This window comes from Catalinimonas locisalis (assembly GCF_038039535.1).
Lineage (GTDB): Bacteria > Bacteroidota > Bacteroidia > Cytophagales > Cyclobacteriaceae > Catalinimonas.
In genome coordinates this window covers 1-16,991 of record NZ_JBBPHP010000032.1, presented here as the reverse complement: position 1 = coordinate 16,991, position 16,991 = coordinate 1, and the positions used below count along the sequence as shown (strand labels likewise).

The window sequence follows — 16,991 nt, the reverse complement described above, 5'->3', positions numbered from 1 at the left end:
AATGGAAAAAATTAAAGACTATAATCGGGCATTCAGGACCATGAAGGCAATAACTATGGTTTCAATCCTCGGATTTATCTCTGCGACTGTCATTTATTACTTCCAGTACAAGCAACTGGTGGATACTAAAAATGATCAGGTTTATGTGGTGACAGATAATGGCACACTGTCGGCTTACCTTACTGAAGAAAGAGATGTAACCCCCTTTGAGGCTAAATATCTCTCTGAAATATTCATTAAAAGTATGTTTGCCCATGATGCTGAAACTTATGACCAACATGTAGATGATGCCCTTCATCTGGTGGATGAACCCAGCGGACTGATGGTGGTAGAACAGTTTGACAAAGGCAAAGTAAAAGACAACTATATTCGTTGGGGGTCAAGAACAGAAGTTTTTATAGACTCAGTAAAAATTTTGAGTAACGGTCTTCCAGCAAAAGCCAGAGCCTATTTTAAACAACGCCACTACATTGGCACTGAACTGAAAACAGAACTTGCCATTGCACTAAAATACAATATCGTCAAAACGTATCGTAATGAACAAAATCCTTTTGGTTTGCAAATCGCTGACCTGGATTTTGTGCCCTACAATCAATATAAAACCGAAAATGAATAGGTGATGAAAAGATTTTATTACTACACACTATTTCTTTTATTCAATACCTCCTTTGCAAATGCGAGCGATACCATTTATGTCAATAACCAGCAAAATACCTATTTGGTATTTGATGAAAATGTAAGCTTGCTAGATCTGGGTGGCCAAAGAGAATTTGCCGATCATTTACCCGAAGAGAATGTGGTCTTAGTCAAAGATTTTGGAGCTAAAGCAGAAAAGAACACAGTGTATATCAAAGCAAGATCCCCTGAAGCTGCCGAAACAACAATCTTCATTTCAGCAGGTTCAAAAGTTTTTGCTGGCATAGTGAGCTTTAAATCCAGGCATGAGAAAATTTTGTATGATTTCAGAGACAAAACACTGAATAAGGCGGCTTCCTACAACCGAGAGAATTATGTGCCGGAAGTGGATATTAGCCAAATAGAGGAACGCTTATATTCTCTGGATGACAAAAAGCGGAAGGTTTTTGATATTGGTGTAGCTGATAATAAAGTGAGTTGGTCACTAATGAATCTTAAAGTGGACAACTCTGCCATTTATCTAAAATTACGACTGGAGAATAATTCTGCCCTGGTTTATCGCATGGAAAGTCTAAGTGTTGAAAACGCTGAATTCTACCGGAAACGATTGTTGAGCCGAAAGAAGGTCAATAAGGTAACGGTAGTACCGCTGATAGAAGGAAATATTGCCGATGTTAAGCCTTATGGCTGGCACGATTACTATATCGCTATTCCTGTATATGCGGTAGGAGAACAAGGAGCGGTGATGGTGACCATACGTGAAACTTCCGGAATACGCTCTTTACAACTGGAAATTCCACCTCGTTTGATGAATACTGCTGACCTATTTTAAAATGGAACGCATTGAAAATCCGGAGAAATACCAGGCAAAAGAACCTTTCAAAATAAGGGCGAAGAAGTTTTTGCTCAGGTATATCCTTTGGTTGCCTCTAGTCTGTTTATTTGTTGGCCTGATTGCTCTGCTGTTGCTTTATCAGCATCAGATACAAAATACGATAAAACTAGGTGTAAATTATGGTAAAACAGTAACCCGAGAAGATTACAAAGGTCAAAAGTCCAAAAGCAGGCTACAGCAATTCCAGGATAAAATTTTTGAGAAAGATCAGGTAAAACGAAGGGGAAGATATGAGCATATTGTCAGCGGAAAGGATGTGGTTTCGGTAGATTTTGGACAGGCTACATATTCGGATGAAGAAAAACAGCTTACCAAAAAGCCCCAGCAAAAGGATAGCATACAAAATCCTGAGCCAATAAAATCTAAATACGAAAGACCGGTAAGAAGAAAGAGAGTGATTACTACAAAAAAAGTAATTCATGAATCAGAAAATGTACAAGCAGATTCAATACCAGAAGTAGAACGGAGTCCTTTTGCTTCTATCAGGTTAACCAGTCATGCTGGACAGCAATATACCTTGGCTTATATCTATGGCGATCAGGAGGTAGAGCCTGGTTCATTTATCAAGCTTCGTTTGGGAGAACCCTTACAACTTCAGGAAAGTGCTATTCCAGAAGGAACAGTATTTACCGGAAAAATCCGCATGAGTTCAAATGCCATTAATGTAAAAGTTGATCGTATTAGACGTCATGATGTAAACTACGAAGTATATGATGCGGATTATTCTCATGGTATTATCATTGATAAATCTAAAAGCCAGGATATGGAACAGGCTACCAATAATACTATATACCGGTCCGCCGGACGCTCAGTTATAGACCTGCCATATGAAATTTTGCAGGATGTCACTCAATCCATAATTCGTAACAAACGCAACAGACAGAGAACGATCAAACTCAATGATGGCTATAAGATCTATTTAGCTAAAGGATAAATTTTTGTGAGATATGAAAAAACTATTTTTTAGATACTCCTACATCTTTTCCATAAGTATAATGCTTGCCTGTCAGGGAGAAGAAACCCCAAAACCAGATGCAAGTGACCAACCAGATAGCCCAGAGGAGAGAAAAGCCTTTTTCTCTGGTCAAAAACAGCCATGGAAGCTTAATCAGCTGACTTTTGCTAAGCCTACTTTTGTTGCTGAACTTTCGGAAGATCCATTCAACATTGATTCTACTCAGGTCACAGACTTGTATGCTGAACTGCCTCCTTGCCGTCTGGATGATGTTTACTCATTTAGATTAGAATATAGCAATATCTCAATTGATTTTTTGGAGCAAGATGAACGCTGTAATTCTCAAAAACCCTCACTAATAGAAAAAGGAATTTACCTGGAGTTTAATGATTCCCTTACAGTGGCCCAGGCTGATTTCCGAAATAATCTGGCAGTACAGCAGTTTTTGGGCTTCAAAGGTAACCAATCAGGATCTGGGTATTTAGGATATTCCATGGAATGGAAGGTTAAAAGCTTATCTCCTGATTCTATCAATATCAAAGGTTCTTTTATTAAACGTGATCTTCCTGATTTGTCCATTCAATTTGTTCCTGCAAAGTAATAATTAAGAACATGAAGAAACTCATTTGTACTATACTTTCATTGTGCTGCTTTACATTGGTTGAAGCTCAGTTGATAGTCATTGATCCCGGAGATATCGCCGCTACCATTGCCAACGGAGGCATTCTAGCCAAAACCAATAGTGTCATTAAAGATGCCAATGAGATTGCTTCTGACATTAAGAATACCGTGCAGAACATACGTGAACTGCAGCAAACTATTGATGATGCGCTGTGGGAGGTGAAAGCTTTAATCAAAAGCGATAAACTAGGCATTAGCAACATCCAATTTGAAATGGATGCCACCGCCCAGGTTTCTACTGATCTGAATCATTATGTCAGCGGCATTCTTCCCGGCGATCACCCCATGATACAAGGTTATGGCAATACCAGCACTTCTTTAGGTTCGGAAGTACTCCATCAGGTTTTTGGCTTTGATTTTGACGAAAAACTTCCTGATGATTTGCCCCTCTTGCAAAACGCAATTGGTAATAAGCTGGCCAACCGGGAAATATTCGCCTATGCTTCTGCCAGAAAAAGTATCCAGATTGCCCTCACCTATAACCAGGTAGCTGAAGTGATGTTGACCAAAGCTGAACAGCTAAATGAATTGCTTCACAGAAGTAGGTCTACCGATGGAGAAAACTCCACCCTTAAGATGAATGAAGCGGATAGAATACAGCTTCTGGAAACCACTGCTTCCTATGTTAGAAAGGCTTTGGAGCTGCGCCTGATGTGCGACCAGTTGATAGAAAAAGAAATAAGCCGTGAAGCACCAGTACAACAAGAGACATTGCACATGTACCGACAGTATACTGCTATGGATAAATTTTTTGGAGGTGAGTAAAGCAGATGTCAAACTTAAGAGTAGCAATGTATAAACTAATCTTTGTTATCCATTTCCTGATGATTTCTATAAACTTAACAGCTCAGGATAACCAATCTAATCCATTTGACTGGCTGCCTGAGGATGGAAAAGACACCTCAAACTTAGGTGATTCTCTTTTGTCGGATTTTGACTGGAGTGACTGGCAGGGGAAAGATTGGGAGAAAGCTTTTAAAGATGATTATAAACATTTCTACAGCAAGGAGGGTGCGGATGAAATGGTGTATCAAGCTTACCAATATGCTAATGAACAGGATATTACCATGCCGCAGCATCAGGAAGGAATTACTTACGATAGGGAAGCGGAAGAAGTATATTTTGAATCAGAAGCAGACTATTATGATCGTCTAAATGTCTGGACTGAAAATCTGAATGATGAGCTCACCCAAACAGGTGTTGACGCAGCTCTGAGCGTATTGTATACCGAGTTAGAGCCTATGTTAAAAGCCTTGAAGGAACAGAATTCAGCTTTGCTAGACAAAATTTTACCTCAAGGAAAGGGGATACCGGTTATGGATCCTCTTGAAAAACGGGCAAAAAAGAAACAGGAAGGGAAAAAGAATTTCAAGTACTGGGTAAAACTGGCTGCCGAGAATGTCATGCAAACCCTCTTTAAGAAGAATGCTGAAGGTAAATATGAGCTTCAGCGCGAAAAAATAGAACTACTTAAGCAGGTGGGCATCATCCGATTTCTCAAAATGTCGGCTATGGATTGGGAGATTATGCAAAGCATGGCTTTGGAAGTCCCTGATGAAATTCTGAGTTATGCTCATAGTCTTCAGGAAGTTTACCAATCCGGAGAAGCTACTTTTCATGCAGGAATAGACCTTTATCGGCAAATTAATTTGCTGGACACTGAACTTAATATACCGGTACAATATGATCATTTTCGCGAGCTGTCTACGAATATGGCTACCAATCGTCTAACTCTGGTAGAAATGGCTAATAAGCGAAAGAAAATGCTGGCGCTTACCTATCGTGAGCTTGCCCAACGCTACCGCCGGTATGGGGAGAACCTTAATCAAAAATTAAAAGACAAAGATGAATTAAGAATGGATGATGCTGAAAGAATTAATACCGCTGAAATTGCCAGTGCATATCTCCGTGAGAGTTTGCAGCTACAGTCTAAAGCAGAACGCCTACTTTCTGATAGTTTCACAAATTCTGATGCCCTAATGAAAGATAATTATGTACAGCAAAAGGCACTGTTCAGAAGACTGGAAGATTATTTTTAGTTAATTGTTTAATTACCTAATTATCTAATTAGATATTTTTTATGAAAATTAGCTATATCAAGCTTTTAGGGTACTGCATGATTACCATTTTGCTTATGAGCAATCAATGTGTAGTGGTAGTTAAGGACAAGAAAAACCGAAAAGAAGAAATTAATAACACGGCTCAAAGCCTGGGAGAACTTGTGCTTTGGAAGAAAATAGAGAAGACCAAAGAAGTCATTGATAAAACTTACGACAAAATACATGAGCTTCAGGACAGTATTGATCAGGCTAAATACATGGCACAAAGTGTCATCGGAATGAAGATGGCCTCAATTGAGAATGAATTGATGGGAATTGATGATATCAAAAATGATATAGATGAATACGTGAACATGTTACCTGCTCAGGAATACGGAGAAAGGCTGTACAATCTATATAAGCATCCGGATGTGGCTGATGCTGCACGGGAGCTCGCAGATAAAATGTACTTTACAGCTCCTCTGCCTGGAACATCCAAAGGACTGGAACAGCGTATTGCAGACAACCGAAACTTTCGGCTCTACTTCCAGGAATTTGCCGGCAAACGCGCTGCTCAGGCTGCACATACCTACCGCAAATGGGCTGACCTGTACAGAGAGAAAGGTATGGAGCTTTCACAGAAAGTGCAGCAAGATAAAGCTTTTGCCATGAGTGATTATGAGCGTATCAGAACTCAGCGCATTGCACAACGCTACATTACAATGAGTTATGCATTTATTGAGAAAAGTGATAGCATTCTCCTGGCAGAAAGTGAAGCTAAGCATAATATAAAAAGACTTCATAAAAAACGTATAGGTCAATTTCTATTTACCAAAAAGTTAATGGAGTAAACCCATGATAAAGACACTCGCAATTCTTAGTTTTTTAAATTGTTTAATCAGTTTCACCCCAGCACATGCTCAATTTCATTTCAAAGGATTGAAGGGGATAAGCGTAGAATATGGCGTTCAGCCCAACCTGGATGAGTTATATTCCATAGGCTATCAGGCCTTTTTGAGCAAAAGATTCCAGATAGAAATTAGTGGAGGGTATGAGCAGGGCAATTTCACAGATGTTTCTACATACGGGGCCTATCAGGTGACTTCGGAATACGGGATGAATACTTTTATGCTCAATGAGACGATAGATTACAGCTTTTTAAAGTTATTCAGACATGTATATTTCAGTATCGGGGCAGGACTCACCCAGACGTATCAGGAACCTGACTTATCTTCTATCCGCTACAAGCTGGACTCTAGCATGTTGGATACATCGGAAGAAGTACCGGAATTTGACCAAGAGGAAGCAACATTGAACGAAGGTTTCACCCTGGGTGGTCACGCCAACATTTTGACTGAAGTTTACTTAAGCCGTTACTTTACCCTCCTGGCCCGTTACCGCTACACCTATTTTCTAAAGAACCATTATGACCAGCAGGTGCAGCAGGCTACGCTAGGAATCCGATTTAATTTTTGATTTACATAAACTAACCAACTTGCTTATATTAATGTGAAAGGATTTTTTGCATATTTTTAATATATTATGTGGAAATTACTTTGTTATGGATAGATACTATGTTAATCAAAACACGACAACTAATCCTAATAATGATCATGAAGTTCACAAGGAGAATTGTAGGCTTTTACCTCTCAAAGATAAAATTGATTTAGGGCTTCACAATAGCTGTCAAAGTGCTATCAAAAGAGCCGCCGGGTATTTTGATAATGTTGACGGTTGTATTATTTGTATTCCAGAATGCCATAGAGGGTAAAAATAAATGTCAATTCTCTAGGTAGCAAAGCTCAATTGTGCAATTTGTGCAATTATTGTGCAATTGAATTTTGCCTAGCGCAGCACATAATAAGATCCCGCCCCTTTGCGGCCAGCCTGCATGATGATCTTGAGCGAAACCAACTCTTTCAGGTCATTACTGGCTGTATTTCGGGAGCAATTAGTCAACTCCTGGTAATCCTTATTGCTGATGCGGCTGTACTCCTTAAGGTACTGAATGGCCTGGCGCTGCCGGTCATTGATAGGTAGCTTGGCAAGTTGCTCTTCGGTAAGGGTATTTTTGAAAAAGGTCACCTCTAGTCCACCAAAAGCTTCACGGAAAGCCGGTTCAGGTAAGCCTGCCCGGATGCAATCCTGAGTGATAGCAATGGTACCTCGTCCCCAGGACTCAATATATCCGGCCTTATAGAAGACATCCGATAGCGACCTGTTGCGGGGCCGGGATGGATGTTTATGTTTCAAATCTTCTATGGTAAGGGTAGCAGGGAGACCTCCTTCATTCCACAAAATCATCTTATCATCATATACACTAATTTGTAAAGGCGGACCGGCATAATCACGATGCACCAAAGCATTGATGATAGCCTCACGAAGAGCTGACTCAGGATACTCGGCTTTCTCCTTTCTGACAATACCTTCATAATACACCTTGGGGACCAGGTATTTCAGCTTTAATACCTCCATGCCTTGCTCCACCTGGTTGAAAAGGTTACCCTTGATATGGTCGTCGGAAAGTAACTCCGCATCGGAGGCAAACATTCCAATCTTTAAATATGCATCTCTGTAGTAGCGTTGGGGTTCTTTCCCAAATAGTAGTATAGCCGCCCGGCTCAGCATACCTCCTTCGGCTAGATTGAGTTTTTGCAAGAAACTGAGTAAGTCTTTGTCGGTTTTCAAAGGCTCCTGGCGAATGGAAGGTACACGCTCAGAGGCAAATCTTTGAAATCGCTGTAAGGTATTGACGTCTAAATCTTTGAGGGTAGCCTGAGGTTCCGGCAGTTCGTCCCAGCCATTACCACTCTTTTCCATCAGAAACTGGCTCAACATCGGTCCTTTCAGTTCCTGATTGGTACTACCAATACGCTTATAATATCTACCGTTCAGGCCAACGGGTAGGGGAGAGGCTTCTATGCGAATGACAATAAAGGCTTGCTCTTCCTCCTGCACTAAATCCAGCCGAGGATAGACACCCAGCTTCTGGATAATTTTGCCTGGCAGACTTTCCAATAGCTTTTTGGGTTGCTCAAGGGGGGTGATTTTTCCTTGATCATCTTTCCCCAGATGTATCTCTCCACCTTCCGCGTTCGCAAAGGCACAGAGGGTTTTGAGGTGTTCATCCTGCCAGCTTTGTTTATAGTCCAGATGCTGCGATTCAAGGTCTGCCATAGGGGCGATATTCAATTGATACGCTCAAAAGTACGGCAACTTAGGGAGCAAAAAAAATGGAAGGTTTTGTAGATACAAAACAGGAAACTAGAAAAGGCAGATCCACACCTAGTGCGAAAAATTTGTAATTTGCATCGGAAAGGCTGAAATCAAGTGAAATTCATTTTGATTTCGGCAAAAATTGAATAGACCTGAACTACATTGGATGCTGATCAGATAGAGCAGATTTGTACCCTGCTGAAAACTTTTTACCAAAAACACCGGCATAGCTATGTTCCTCCCTATGATGAGTACAAAAAGCTCTATCAGCTCACCCAATTTGCCCGCAAGCACAGAACTTCTTTGTCCAAAGAAACAGTAAAATGCCTGGAACAGCTTGAGTTTGACTGGAATATTGGGAATCGGGATATCCGCTGGTTTTACAATTACTATCTGTTAAAAGACTTTTACGAAACAAACGAACATACTGACCTGCTGTTCCATCATCTGGAAAATCCGCGTCTGGGGGCATGGGTTCACAGGCAGAGAAAGCAAAAACACAAGCTTTCCCTGAAACAAGTTCATCTGCTAAACCAGCTTCAGTTTAACTGGGCTGCTGGAGACAGAAGTCTGGAAGATCGCTGGGAGAAAATGTTTCAAAAACTAAAAGAATACCTCCGGCAGCATCACCATACCATGGTGCCCAGTACCTATGAAGATAAATCATTGGCCAAGTGGGTGGTCTACCAGCGCAAAAACAGACACCGTCTGTCTGAAGAGCAAAAAGACCGTTTGGAAAAACTAGGTTTTGTATTTGACATGCAGCAGCAAAAATCCTTGTCCTGGGAGTACCGTTACCAGCAACTTCTCTTATTTAAGAAAGAACATGGGCATACCAACGTTTCCCGGCATTACAAAAACAAGCAGCTTTACGACTGGGTAAGGACGCAAAGAATGACAAAAAATAAACTCTCTGAAGAGCGCATCAAAAAATTACAGCAAATAGGATTTGAATTTAGCAACACCAAACAATCCCAACGTGACCGGAAGTGGATGGAAAACTACCGTAAGGTGGAAGAATTCTATAAAAAAAATGGCCACTTGCAGCTACCTGATCGTCAGCTGTACCAGTGGCTCTACAAACAACGGCTCCGCTGGCCTAAGGATGAGTATAGACAAAGCCTGTTGAGGAAAATTGGGTTAGGAGAGGGGAGCAGCAATTAAGTAATCTGTGGAATGTAATTGAAGTGATGATCCCTCTTTACGTGTACAGCTGATCAAGTCCTTATTCTAAACATGCCATTACACTTTTTACATTTTTAATGTATCTTCATGCCATGTGCAGGTTATGGCAGTAGAGAAGAAGCGTCTGCCATACTTATAATAGCACCCCCCAAAAGTCATATTCAGTAAAATTTTAATCACTAAAGGATGAAGCTTTTATATTTTCTCTTTACTCTCTACCTGCTTGCAGCCTGCGGACAAAACAATGAAAATGAAGCTTACTATAGTATCGATGATTTTGATCAGGTGGAGAAGGTGGATGTGCACGTGCATATCCGCACAGAAAGAGATGCTTTTGTAGAACAAGCACAGAAAGATAACTTTAAACTGCTTACCGTTGTTGTTGATCATTCTGCCGGTATCCAGGATGTGAGAGAGCAGTTCAAGTATGGCATGCTCCAGGCCAATGCACATCCGGATGATATTGCCTGCGTTACTGCATTCTCTATGAAAGAATGGGATGCCCCCCACTGGACACAACAAACGCTGGCATGGCTGGACAGTTGTTTTGAAGCCGGAGCAATAGGCTTGAAAGTGTGGAAAAATATCGGGATGGTACAAAGGGATAAAGACGGGGCCCTGGTGATGATCGATGACCCGAAACTGGATACCATTTTTAATGTACTGACTCAGAGGAATATTCCTGTGATGGGACATTTGGGAGAGCCAAAAAACTGCTGGCTGCCGATAGAGCAGATGAGCACTAACAATGACAAAAGATATTTCACCAACAATCCGCAGTACCATATGTACAAGCATCCGGAGATGCCATCCTATGAGGAGCAGATTGCTGCCCGTGACCGGATGCTGGAAAAAAATCGTGAGCTCACTTTCATAGGTGCACATATGGGTAGCCTGGAATGGAGTGTGGATGAATTGTCAAAACGGCTGGACCAGTTTCCTAATATGTCGGTAGATATGGCTGCCCGTATGGGCCAGATGTTTTACCAAACCCAGGAAAACAGAGAGAAAGTAAGAGATTTTTTTATCAAATATCAGGATCGTTTGTTATATGCCACTGATATGGGTGATGAGGGTGAGGAAAGCAAAGAAGAGCTACAGCAGAGCATGCACCACACTTGGCTCCGTGACTGGCAGTATTTTACCACAGAGGATTCCTTGAGCAGTGATCTGATTGAAGGAAAATTCCAGGGACTTCGCTTACCAAGGGAGGTGGTTGATAAGATCTATAGCAAGAATGCCCGGACATGGTTTAGCGTATTTCAATAAATCCAAAAGACTATGGAGAAAAAATTAGCCATTTTACAAATTGATTCTGTGTTGGGAGATATCAATGCCAACCTTCAGAAAATATCTTCTATGATTGATTCCATTGAAGATAAAGATGTCCGGATGGCTTTATTCTGTGAATACGGTACAACGGGCTATTCCCTGGATTTGAACGCCGTAGCAGAAGAAATACCTGGCAAAACCACAGCTTTTCTTGAGGAATTAGCTTTCAGAAAAAACATCTGGATCAGCGGGGGAATGATGGAAAAGGGGGATAACAATAAACCCTATAATAGCTCTATCATGATTTCACCAGCCCAGGGACTGGTGGCCAAATATCGTAAGGTACATCCTTTTAGCTTTGAGAAGGATCAGATTAACTACGGTGATAGCGAAGTCATTGTTGATACAGAGCTTGGCAAGGTAGCCATGACCATTTGTTATGACTTTATATTTCCGGAATATATCAGAAGTCTGGCTTTGAAGGGCGCTCAGATTGTGCTTAATTCTACTTTTTGGTTCGCTGATGAAATCAGTGGGCCGGCAGGTTGGAGCCCTGAACAATCCAGGGCTTTGGCCATGACGCGAGCTTTGGAAAACAATGTGTTTGTGGCTATGGCCTGCCGAACAGGGACAGAAAAAAATTTATGGGGCTTTGGGCATTCTGTCATTGTAGGACCTCAAGGTAAAATCTTGACTGAAGCCGATAGAGAAGAGAGAATAATTACAGCTCCCATTGATTTAAAGATGATCCACTCTTGGAGTAAGTATGCCACCTATATGCGTGATCGACGCACTGACATGTATGCACGTTTACTTGATTTCTAAAGATTAACATTTCCTTGATCAGGTAATGGTAAAACTCAATACTCCACATTGTGCCGAAAAAATTGGAGAAACTTCATATTAACATTAAATGTAAACCCGCTGGGTTCAGAAATGGTCTCTGATTATCAGGCAGTTACCGAGATATTCTAATTCTGCTTATTGATCAGGTTCACTACCACATTGATGATGAGTTCTTTCTCATCAGCTTTGCTCTCAGCGATCATCAAAGTAAGAGCTACCAGGGCATTATCGGCTATTCGTTTGCTGCCGTCACTTTTGTAGAGCATCCGGTTCTTATCCAGGAACCAGACGAAGATCCCTGCTGCAATCCGTTTATTACCATCTGAGAATGAGTGGTTTTTGACGATAAAATAGAGCAGGTGAGCTGCTTTCTCTTCTACTGAAGGGTAGAGGTCAATGCCATCAAAAGTTTGGTAGATCGTATCTATAGAGCTTTTGAAGGACTCATCTTTTTCATTACCGAAGAGTTTACCTGCACCATAATGATTCCGCCACTGATCAATTTGGGCCCGAGCCTCTTCATAAGTAAGTCTATAAGTTTCTTGGTCCTGGGTATGCTGTACTTCTACCGACTGATGATCATACTGGTCCAGGATATCCAGGGCATAGCTGTACTCCTGCAATACTTTGAGGATACTAGCTGCTTCATCAGAGAATAATGCTGTACGATCAGGCATTTCGCTAATCATACGGATAGCCTGCTGTAGTTTATTCATTTGAGCTTGCTGCTGTTCAAGCAAACGTTTCTGGTTGAGCGCATATCCCTCTACCAAGTACTGCCGCAGTACATTAGTGGCCCAGATCCGGAACTGTGTACCTCTCTTGGACTTCACTCTATAGCCTACTGAGATGATCACATCCAGGTTGTAATGATTTACCTGATAGGTTTTACCATCGGCGGCAGTTGTCCGGAATTTCCGGACAACTTGATCAGGCTCGAGCTCTCCCTCTTTAAAGACATTGTTGATGTGCTCTGAGATAGTCTTTTTGCTCTTATCAAAAAGAGTTTCCATCTGGGCCTGGGATAGCCAAACTGTATCCTGTTGAAGGTGAACCTTTATTTCAGTTGAGCCATCCTCTGTGGCAAAAATTTCAATAGGGTTGTCTGAGTTCATGGCAGAAATATAACAAACTCCGGGTGGTAATTTTTTTGAAAATTAAGTTCGTGCACATGAGAAGAGGCGACCCTTTGTATAGAATTCTACTTGGGGTTAGAATATGAATCTCGATAAGATCAAAAAGGATTGCTGATTTTCAATCCATTATGTTCTTTTGTTGTAGAAATATTAATGAAGTTGACGATTTAAATTTATCTGCTATACGCAGTACTGAGTAATGACTTGTCAATAGTGACTAATACGGACTTTGTCACCTACCTACTCATGAAGTCTATTGGGCCCAGTGAACTTTATTTTTTTAGAACCAAAGCTCATGTTGTTTAGGTAGTAGTTCATCTGCTACTTCTTCGTATTCAGACTTTTGAAGTAAACTATATTTTTCTCTTAACTCAATTACCTTACAATCGAAGTCTTCACCAAATGTTTCTGCTAGCCCAAGAACCATTTGACTACCTTCCGGTTGATTATTGTTGATAAACCCCATTATCTTATCAATATGCTCAATATCTTGATCTTGTTGATTTGGAGAATCAATAACTAAAGGACAATATGTTGATGTAGAGTACTTTTTCATAAGATGAAAAAATGTGAAGTAATAAGCAATTAATGCACGTGGTCTCGAACTTCCAGTTTCTTTATTCTCAATTTTTGTTGTAATAGCTTTGTACTCATCTTCATTCAAAGAATGAACATCTAACTTTCTCAGAAAGGAAGACATACGTGATTTATAGAAACTTACAATAGAGGATTTTCGGTCTTTACTCTCAATAGCTTTTAACTTTTTTTCTAGTTTATCTTTTTCTAAGGCATTTGAAATCAGAATTTCGTTCAATGCTGAATGCCTTTCAGTAAAAATTGCCTTAACTTGATTTTTGCCCGAATTATCAATAATGTCACGTAGTCTTAAATCTCCTTTCTTTTCTTCCAAAATCTCATTAATTCTAGATACTTCTGAAGACACAGACGAAAGGCTCTCATTTTCTTTTTCTATTTGCTGATCTATATTTTGGGCATCTTTTTTTAACTCAAGCAATAAGTCTTTACTTCTTTTTTCATCCTGTGCTATTTCAAATCTTTCAGCAAAAGAGTTCTCATATTGTGCACCACAAGTTGGGCAACCAATTATGTCTGGAAGTTCATTAGTAGCGAATTTTAAATCTTTGTTACTTTCTGTTATAGCTTGCAGAACAATATTTATTTGAGCATCAAGAGAAGCTTTTAAGTGATAGAGGTCGTGAAGTTTGTTTTTTAGAACTTCTTCCTTTGCCATTAAACTTTTGGATTCAGTTAATAAATCTGTTATCTCTTCTTTAAATGCATCTATATCTATATTGAAGTTTGTTTGAGAAAGTTTTTTACGTACATCTTCCAATATTTTAGAAGTTAGTTTCTGCTCTCTATCGGTTTCTTCAATGATTTGTATATACTCCTGAATCTCCTGCTTTGTATTGTAGTATTCATTCGGTCTTATTCCCGAATGAAAGAAAATACTTTGAGTTCTATAATCCTTTATTTGCTGGAGGTTTTTAAAGGAATACCAACTCTTGCTCCAACTATAGTCTTGATCTACATAATAAGGTAAAAAAAGGTAAGCTGGCGGGGGTATAATGAACTTAGATTTTTGATTTTGAAATAGTGGCTGAAATGAAAACATCTTACCAAAATAAGGAGCTAATTCTTTTGTGACTGAGGTGAATCTTTTTATTAATTCTCCATTTTGATTATATAATCCAAATAGTTTTTCATCTCTTAACATTGAATATTCTACACCATCTATTGCAAACTTTAATAGTGCTGATACATTCGCATTTTTAAACTTCTGATTAAATAAGGGTTCAGCACCTAGTGTCCAGTAGATGCTCTTCATCAAGGAAGATTTACCTGTATGATTTTTACCGTAAATTAGAGTCCTCTTCGGGTCGAATTGGACTTTTTTTGCTTTTTTTTCCTTTTGAGACAATAATTGAATTTCCGATATGTATAAGCTTTTCATTCTCCTTTTTTCTCAGATTTCTCACTAAGATTTTTAGATTACCCTTACGACTCATTTAACTTGTTTATTATTAAGCATTTTACAAAGTATTCTTCGTACCGTGTTTCGCCTATTATTGCAAATATATGTTCAACTATTTGTAATAGATTTAAGCTTGCAACAACATTAACTTCTGATCCTAAGACATCTTCAATTTTGTTCCTAAGATCTCTCAGAGGTATGCTCTCTGATTCTGCTACTAATCTTGCACTCATTTCTCTCCAGGCACTTTTGAACTTCATTAATGTAAGATAATGAATACCTACTGCTTCTAAGCTATTTTTAACTTCATTCCATTCATCTTCAACACTTTTGTACAAACCAGCCTTATTAAGGATAGCCAAAAATTGTGACTTTGAGAGCCCTTTTATTTGGAAAACTTCAGAAATATCTGTGAATGATTTATCACCAACTGTTTCGTTTGTTTTACGCGTTATTTCTCTAGAAACTTGCTCGTAAGCAAGCTGAGAATTAATTCTATTCAAAGGATTTATTGAATTAATAAGAGAAGCTAAGGCCCCAACACAATGAGTTGGACTATCTGAGTTACTTAATGTAGTAACTTTAAAGGTACCTAATTTTTCAAAATCGCTTATTGAAAGTGCATGCTCATTTTTAATAGATTGATTGCATGTATCTAAATCATCACAACTTAAATTTTTTGCTGAAATTTCTGCCAAAGTCGCTGATTCAGACCCGCACTTAAGATTTTTGAACGAGTACTTACTATTTGATATAAATGTTAATGATTTAACGGTATCTTCAAATACAATTTTATTATAGTATAATTTTCCAAGTATTGAATTTTTTCCTTTTGGTTGCTTAGTCAAAGCTTTTATCGTCCAATTTCCTTTATCTTTAGATTTTATTTGAAAACACTCTAAATCTTTCAAAGTGGTAGAAGAATTAGATATGATTAAATCTTCATGAAAATCAAAGAGAAAAAGGTAATCGCTTCTTTTTGAATGTTCTTTTAGTAGAATGAAAAGTGATAAGTCCTTCTGAAACTGATATTTTCTAGAAGTTTTAGGTCCCGACTCTTCTCTCGGTTTTTTACTTAATATTTTAGTATCTATATTCATGCACTATACTGATTCCAAAGGTCTTAGCTCTCAGATAGAGAAGTTTCTCATCCATTAGCTTGTAGTTGTGGGATTGCGGGTCTAGTTATATTTGATGTCTTTATTTCATTTTACTGTTCAAGTTACATGTTAATTAGCCCTCCCTGAGTTCAGCATTATTATTTTATCAAAATTTCTAAATTCTTTAAGGCGCGTTTTATTCTGCTGTCTTTTCTCATTTCAGAAAATGATCCTTTGAAGTCCAAAATGAAGTCGAGCAACTCAACTGTTGATGCATTAGTGATTTTTGGTCTAATGAAATTCAGCAACTCTATGTACTTTTTTTTACAAAGCCCAATTTGGAGGGAGCTACTGATTTCATCTGTAGTAAAAGAAAGAAGAGCCATAGTCGCTTGTCTATTATCAAAATGACCTATCAGTTCTAAATAAATTGGCTCTGCTTCCCATGCCACACCATTACCATTGGTCATATAGGCTTCAACAAGTGTTAAAATATATGTCTTGTTAATTCCTTTTGGGACTTTCGGAGGTGTTCCAACTATCCTTTTCAACTCTCTTGCAAAGGGTGGTTCGTTATAAAAGTTATTTGTACGCCTATGAGCATTTAGTAAATCCCGCAGTGCTGTTTGAATTTCTAGGATACGTAGGTCATCAGGTATATACTTCTGCCCTTCGACTATTTCTAGAAATTGACGAGCTAATTTTTTTGATTCAGTCTCATGATTTGCAGAAAAATGACCGTATTTAATACCAAAAGATTCTCTAACATCTTCGTCAATTGCTTTCCAAAGAAGGGGTAGAAGTAATTTAATATTTTGTCTTGTTTGTGTACCTGTATCTTCTCTTGTGTATATACCAAAAAAAGCAAGCCCTAAACTATTAGATTGTTCGGAAGTCAATTCTGTTAAAAAAATTCCGATTTCGTTTGCGTTATTAGTATCAATGGGTTCTTTCTTTGTATCCGTCCTGTGAAGTAGCCTTGATTACCTGCTGAATAGCAACTTAATATAGCAGGAAAAAGTATTATGCGCACA

16 protein-coding genes are annotated in these 16,991 nt (G+C 39.1%); 11 read left to right on the top strand and 5 right to left on the bottom strand.

Going from position 1 to position 16,991, the window contains the following annotated elements; translation table 11 throughout:
* The first annotated feature begins 1 nt into the window (after position 1).
* The 8 genes from WJR50_RS25530 (at position 2) to WJR50_RS25495 (ending at position 6,682) form a co-directional block, all read left to right on the top strand.
* The gene (locus tag WJR50_RS25530; protein ID WP_341296141.1) at positions 2–616 is read left to right on the top strand and encodes a hypothetical protein; all 615 of its coding nucleotides are present in this window, start codon (positions 2–4) and stop codon (positions 614–616) included.
* Between the two features lie 3 nt (positions 617–619).
* On the top strand, positions 620–1,468 hold the full coding sequence (locus WJR50_RS25525) for a DUF4138 domain-containing protein (RefSeq protein ID WP_341296140.1): 849 nt from the start codon (positions 620–622) through the stop codon (positions 1,466–1,468).
* Between the two features lies 1 nt (position 1,469).
* Complete coding sequence (gene traM, locus WJR50_RS25520) at positions 1,470–2,465, top strand: conjugative transposon protein TraM (protein ID WP_341296139.1); 996 nt, start codon at positions 1,470–1,472, stop codon at positions 2,463–2,465.
* A gap of 13 nt (positions 2,466–2,478) precedes the next feature.
* Entirely contained in the window at positions 2,479–3,087 is a 609-nt protein-coding gene (locus WJR50_RS25515) for a hypothetical protein (protein ID WP_341296138.1), read from the top strand.
* A gap of 11 nt (positions 3,088–3,098) precedes the next feature.
* Positions 3,099–3,932 (top strand): hypothetical protein, encoded by an 834-nt coding sequence (locus WJR50_RS25510; RefSeq protein WP_341296137.1) that lies wholly within the window; start codon positions 3,099–3,101, stop codon positions 3,930–3,932.
* Between the two features lie 26 nt (positions 3,933–3,958).
* The gene (locus tag WJR50_RS25505; protein ID WP_341296136.1) at positions 3,959–5,206 is read left to right on the top strand and encodes a hypothetical protein; all 1,248 of its coding nucleotides are present in this window, start codon (positions 3,959–3,961) and stop codon (positions 5,204–5,206) included.
* A gap of 95 nt (positions 5,207–5,301) precedes the next feature.
* Positions 5,302–6,057 (top strand): hypothetical protein, encoded by a 756-nt coding sequence (locus WJR50_RS25500; protein ID WP_341296135.1) that lies wholly within the window; start codon positions 5,302–5,304, stop codon positions 6,055–6,057.
* Between the two features lie 88 nt (positions 6,058–6,145).
* Positions 6,146–6,682, top strand: a complete 537-nt coding sequence (locus WJR50_RS25495; RefSeq protein WP_341296134.1) for a hypothetical protein — start codon at positions 6,146–6,148, stop codon at positions 6,680–6,682.
* A gap of 369 nt (positions 6,683–7,051) precedes the next feature.
* On the opposite strand, the gene WJR50_RS25490 is transcribed toward WJR50_RS25495, so the two are convergent.
* A complete protein-coding gene (locus WJR50_RS25490; RefSeq protein ID WP_341296133.1) occupies positions 7,052–8,383 on the bottom strand; it encodes an ATP-binding protein in 1,332 nt (443 codons plus the stop codon).
* A 201-nt stretch (positions 8,384–8,584) separates the two neighbouring features.
* Between WJR50_RS25490 and WJR50_RS25485 the strand changes: the two genes are divergently transcribed.
* The 3 genes from WJR50_RS25485 to WJR50_RS25475 all read left to right on the top strand — a co-directional run bounded on the left by WJR50_RS25485 (position 8,585) and on the right by WJR50_RS25475 (position 11,704).
* Positions 8,585–9,586, top strand: coding sequence for a helicase associated domain-containing protein (locus WJR50_RS25485; RefSeq protein ID WP_341296132.1), 1,002 nt, complete (start codon positions 8,585–8,587; stop codon positions 9,584–9,586).
* A 207-nt stretch (positions 9,587–9,793) separates the two neighbouring features.
* Positions 9,794–10,876 carry an amidohydrolase family protein gene (locus WJR50_RS25480; protein ID WP_341296131.1) on the top strand — a complete coding sequence of 361 codons (1,083 nt, stop codon included), beginning with the start codon at positions 9,794–9,796 and terminating at the stop codon, positions 10,874–10,876.
* A gap of 12 nt (positions 10,877–10,888) precedes the next feature.
* The gene (locus WJR50_RS25475; RefSeq protein WP_341296130.1) at positions 10,889–11,704 is read left to right on the top strand and encodes a carbon-nitrogen hydrolase family protein; all 816 of its coding nucleotides are present in this window, start codon (positions 10,889–10,891) and stop codon (positions 11,702–11,704) included.
* A 146-nt stretch (positions 11,705–11,850) separates the two neighbouring features.
* Here the strand turns inward: WJR50_RS25475 and WJR50_RS25470 are convergent, their stop codons facing one another.
* From WJR50_RS25470 to WJR50_RS25455, 4 genes are all read right to left on the bottom strand, one after another.
* Positions 11,851–12,840, bottom strand: coding sequence for a virulence RhuM family protein/type II toxin-antitoxin system death-on-curing family toxin (locus tag WJR50_RS25470; RefSeq protein ID WP_341296129.1), 990 nt, complete (start codon positions 12,838–12,840; stop codon positions 11,851–11,853).
* 301 nt (positions 12,841–13,141) lie between these two features.
* On the bottom strand, positions 13,142–14,836 hold the full coding sequence (locus WJR50_RS25465; protein WP_341296128.1) for an AAA family ATPase: 1,695 nt from the start codon (positions 14,834–14,836) through the stop codon (positions 13,142–13,144).
* 44 nt (positions 14,837–14,880) lie between these two features.
* On the bottom strand, positions 14,881–15,957 hold the full coding sequence (locus tag WJR50_RS25460; protein WP_341296127.1) for a dsDNA nuclease domain-containing protein: 1,077 nt from the start codon (positions 15,955–15,957) through the stop codon (positions 14,881–14,883).
* A 158-nt stretch (positions 15,958–16,115) separates the two neighbouring features.
* On the bottom strand, positions 16,116–16,856 hold the full coding sequence (locus WJR50_RS25455) for a hypothetical protein (protein ID WP_341296126.1): 741 nt from the start codon (positions 16,854–16,856) through the stop codon (positions 16,116–16,118).
* Positions 16,857–16,991 lie beyond the last annotated feature (135 nt).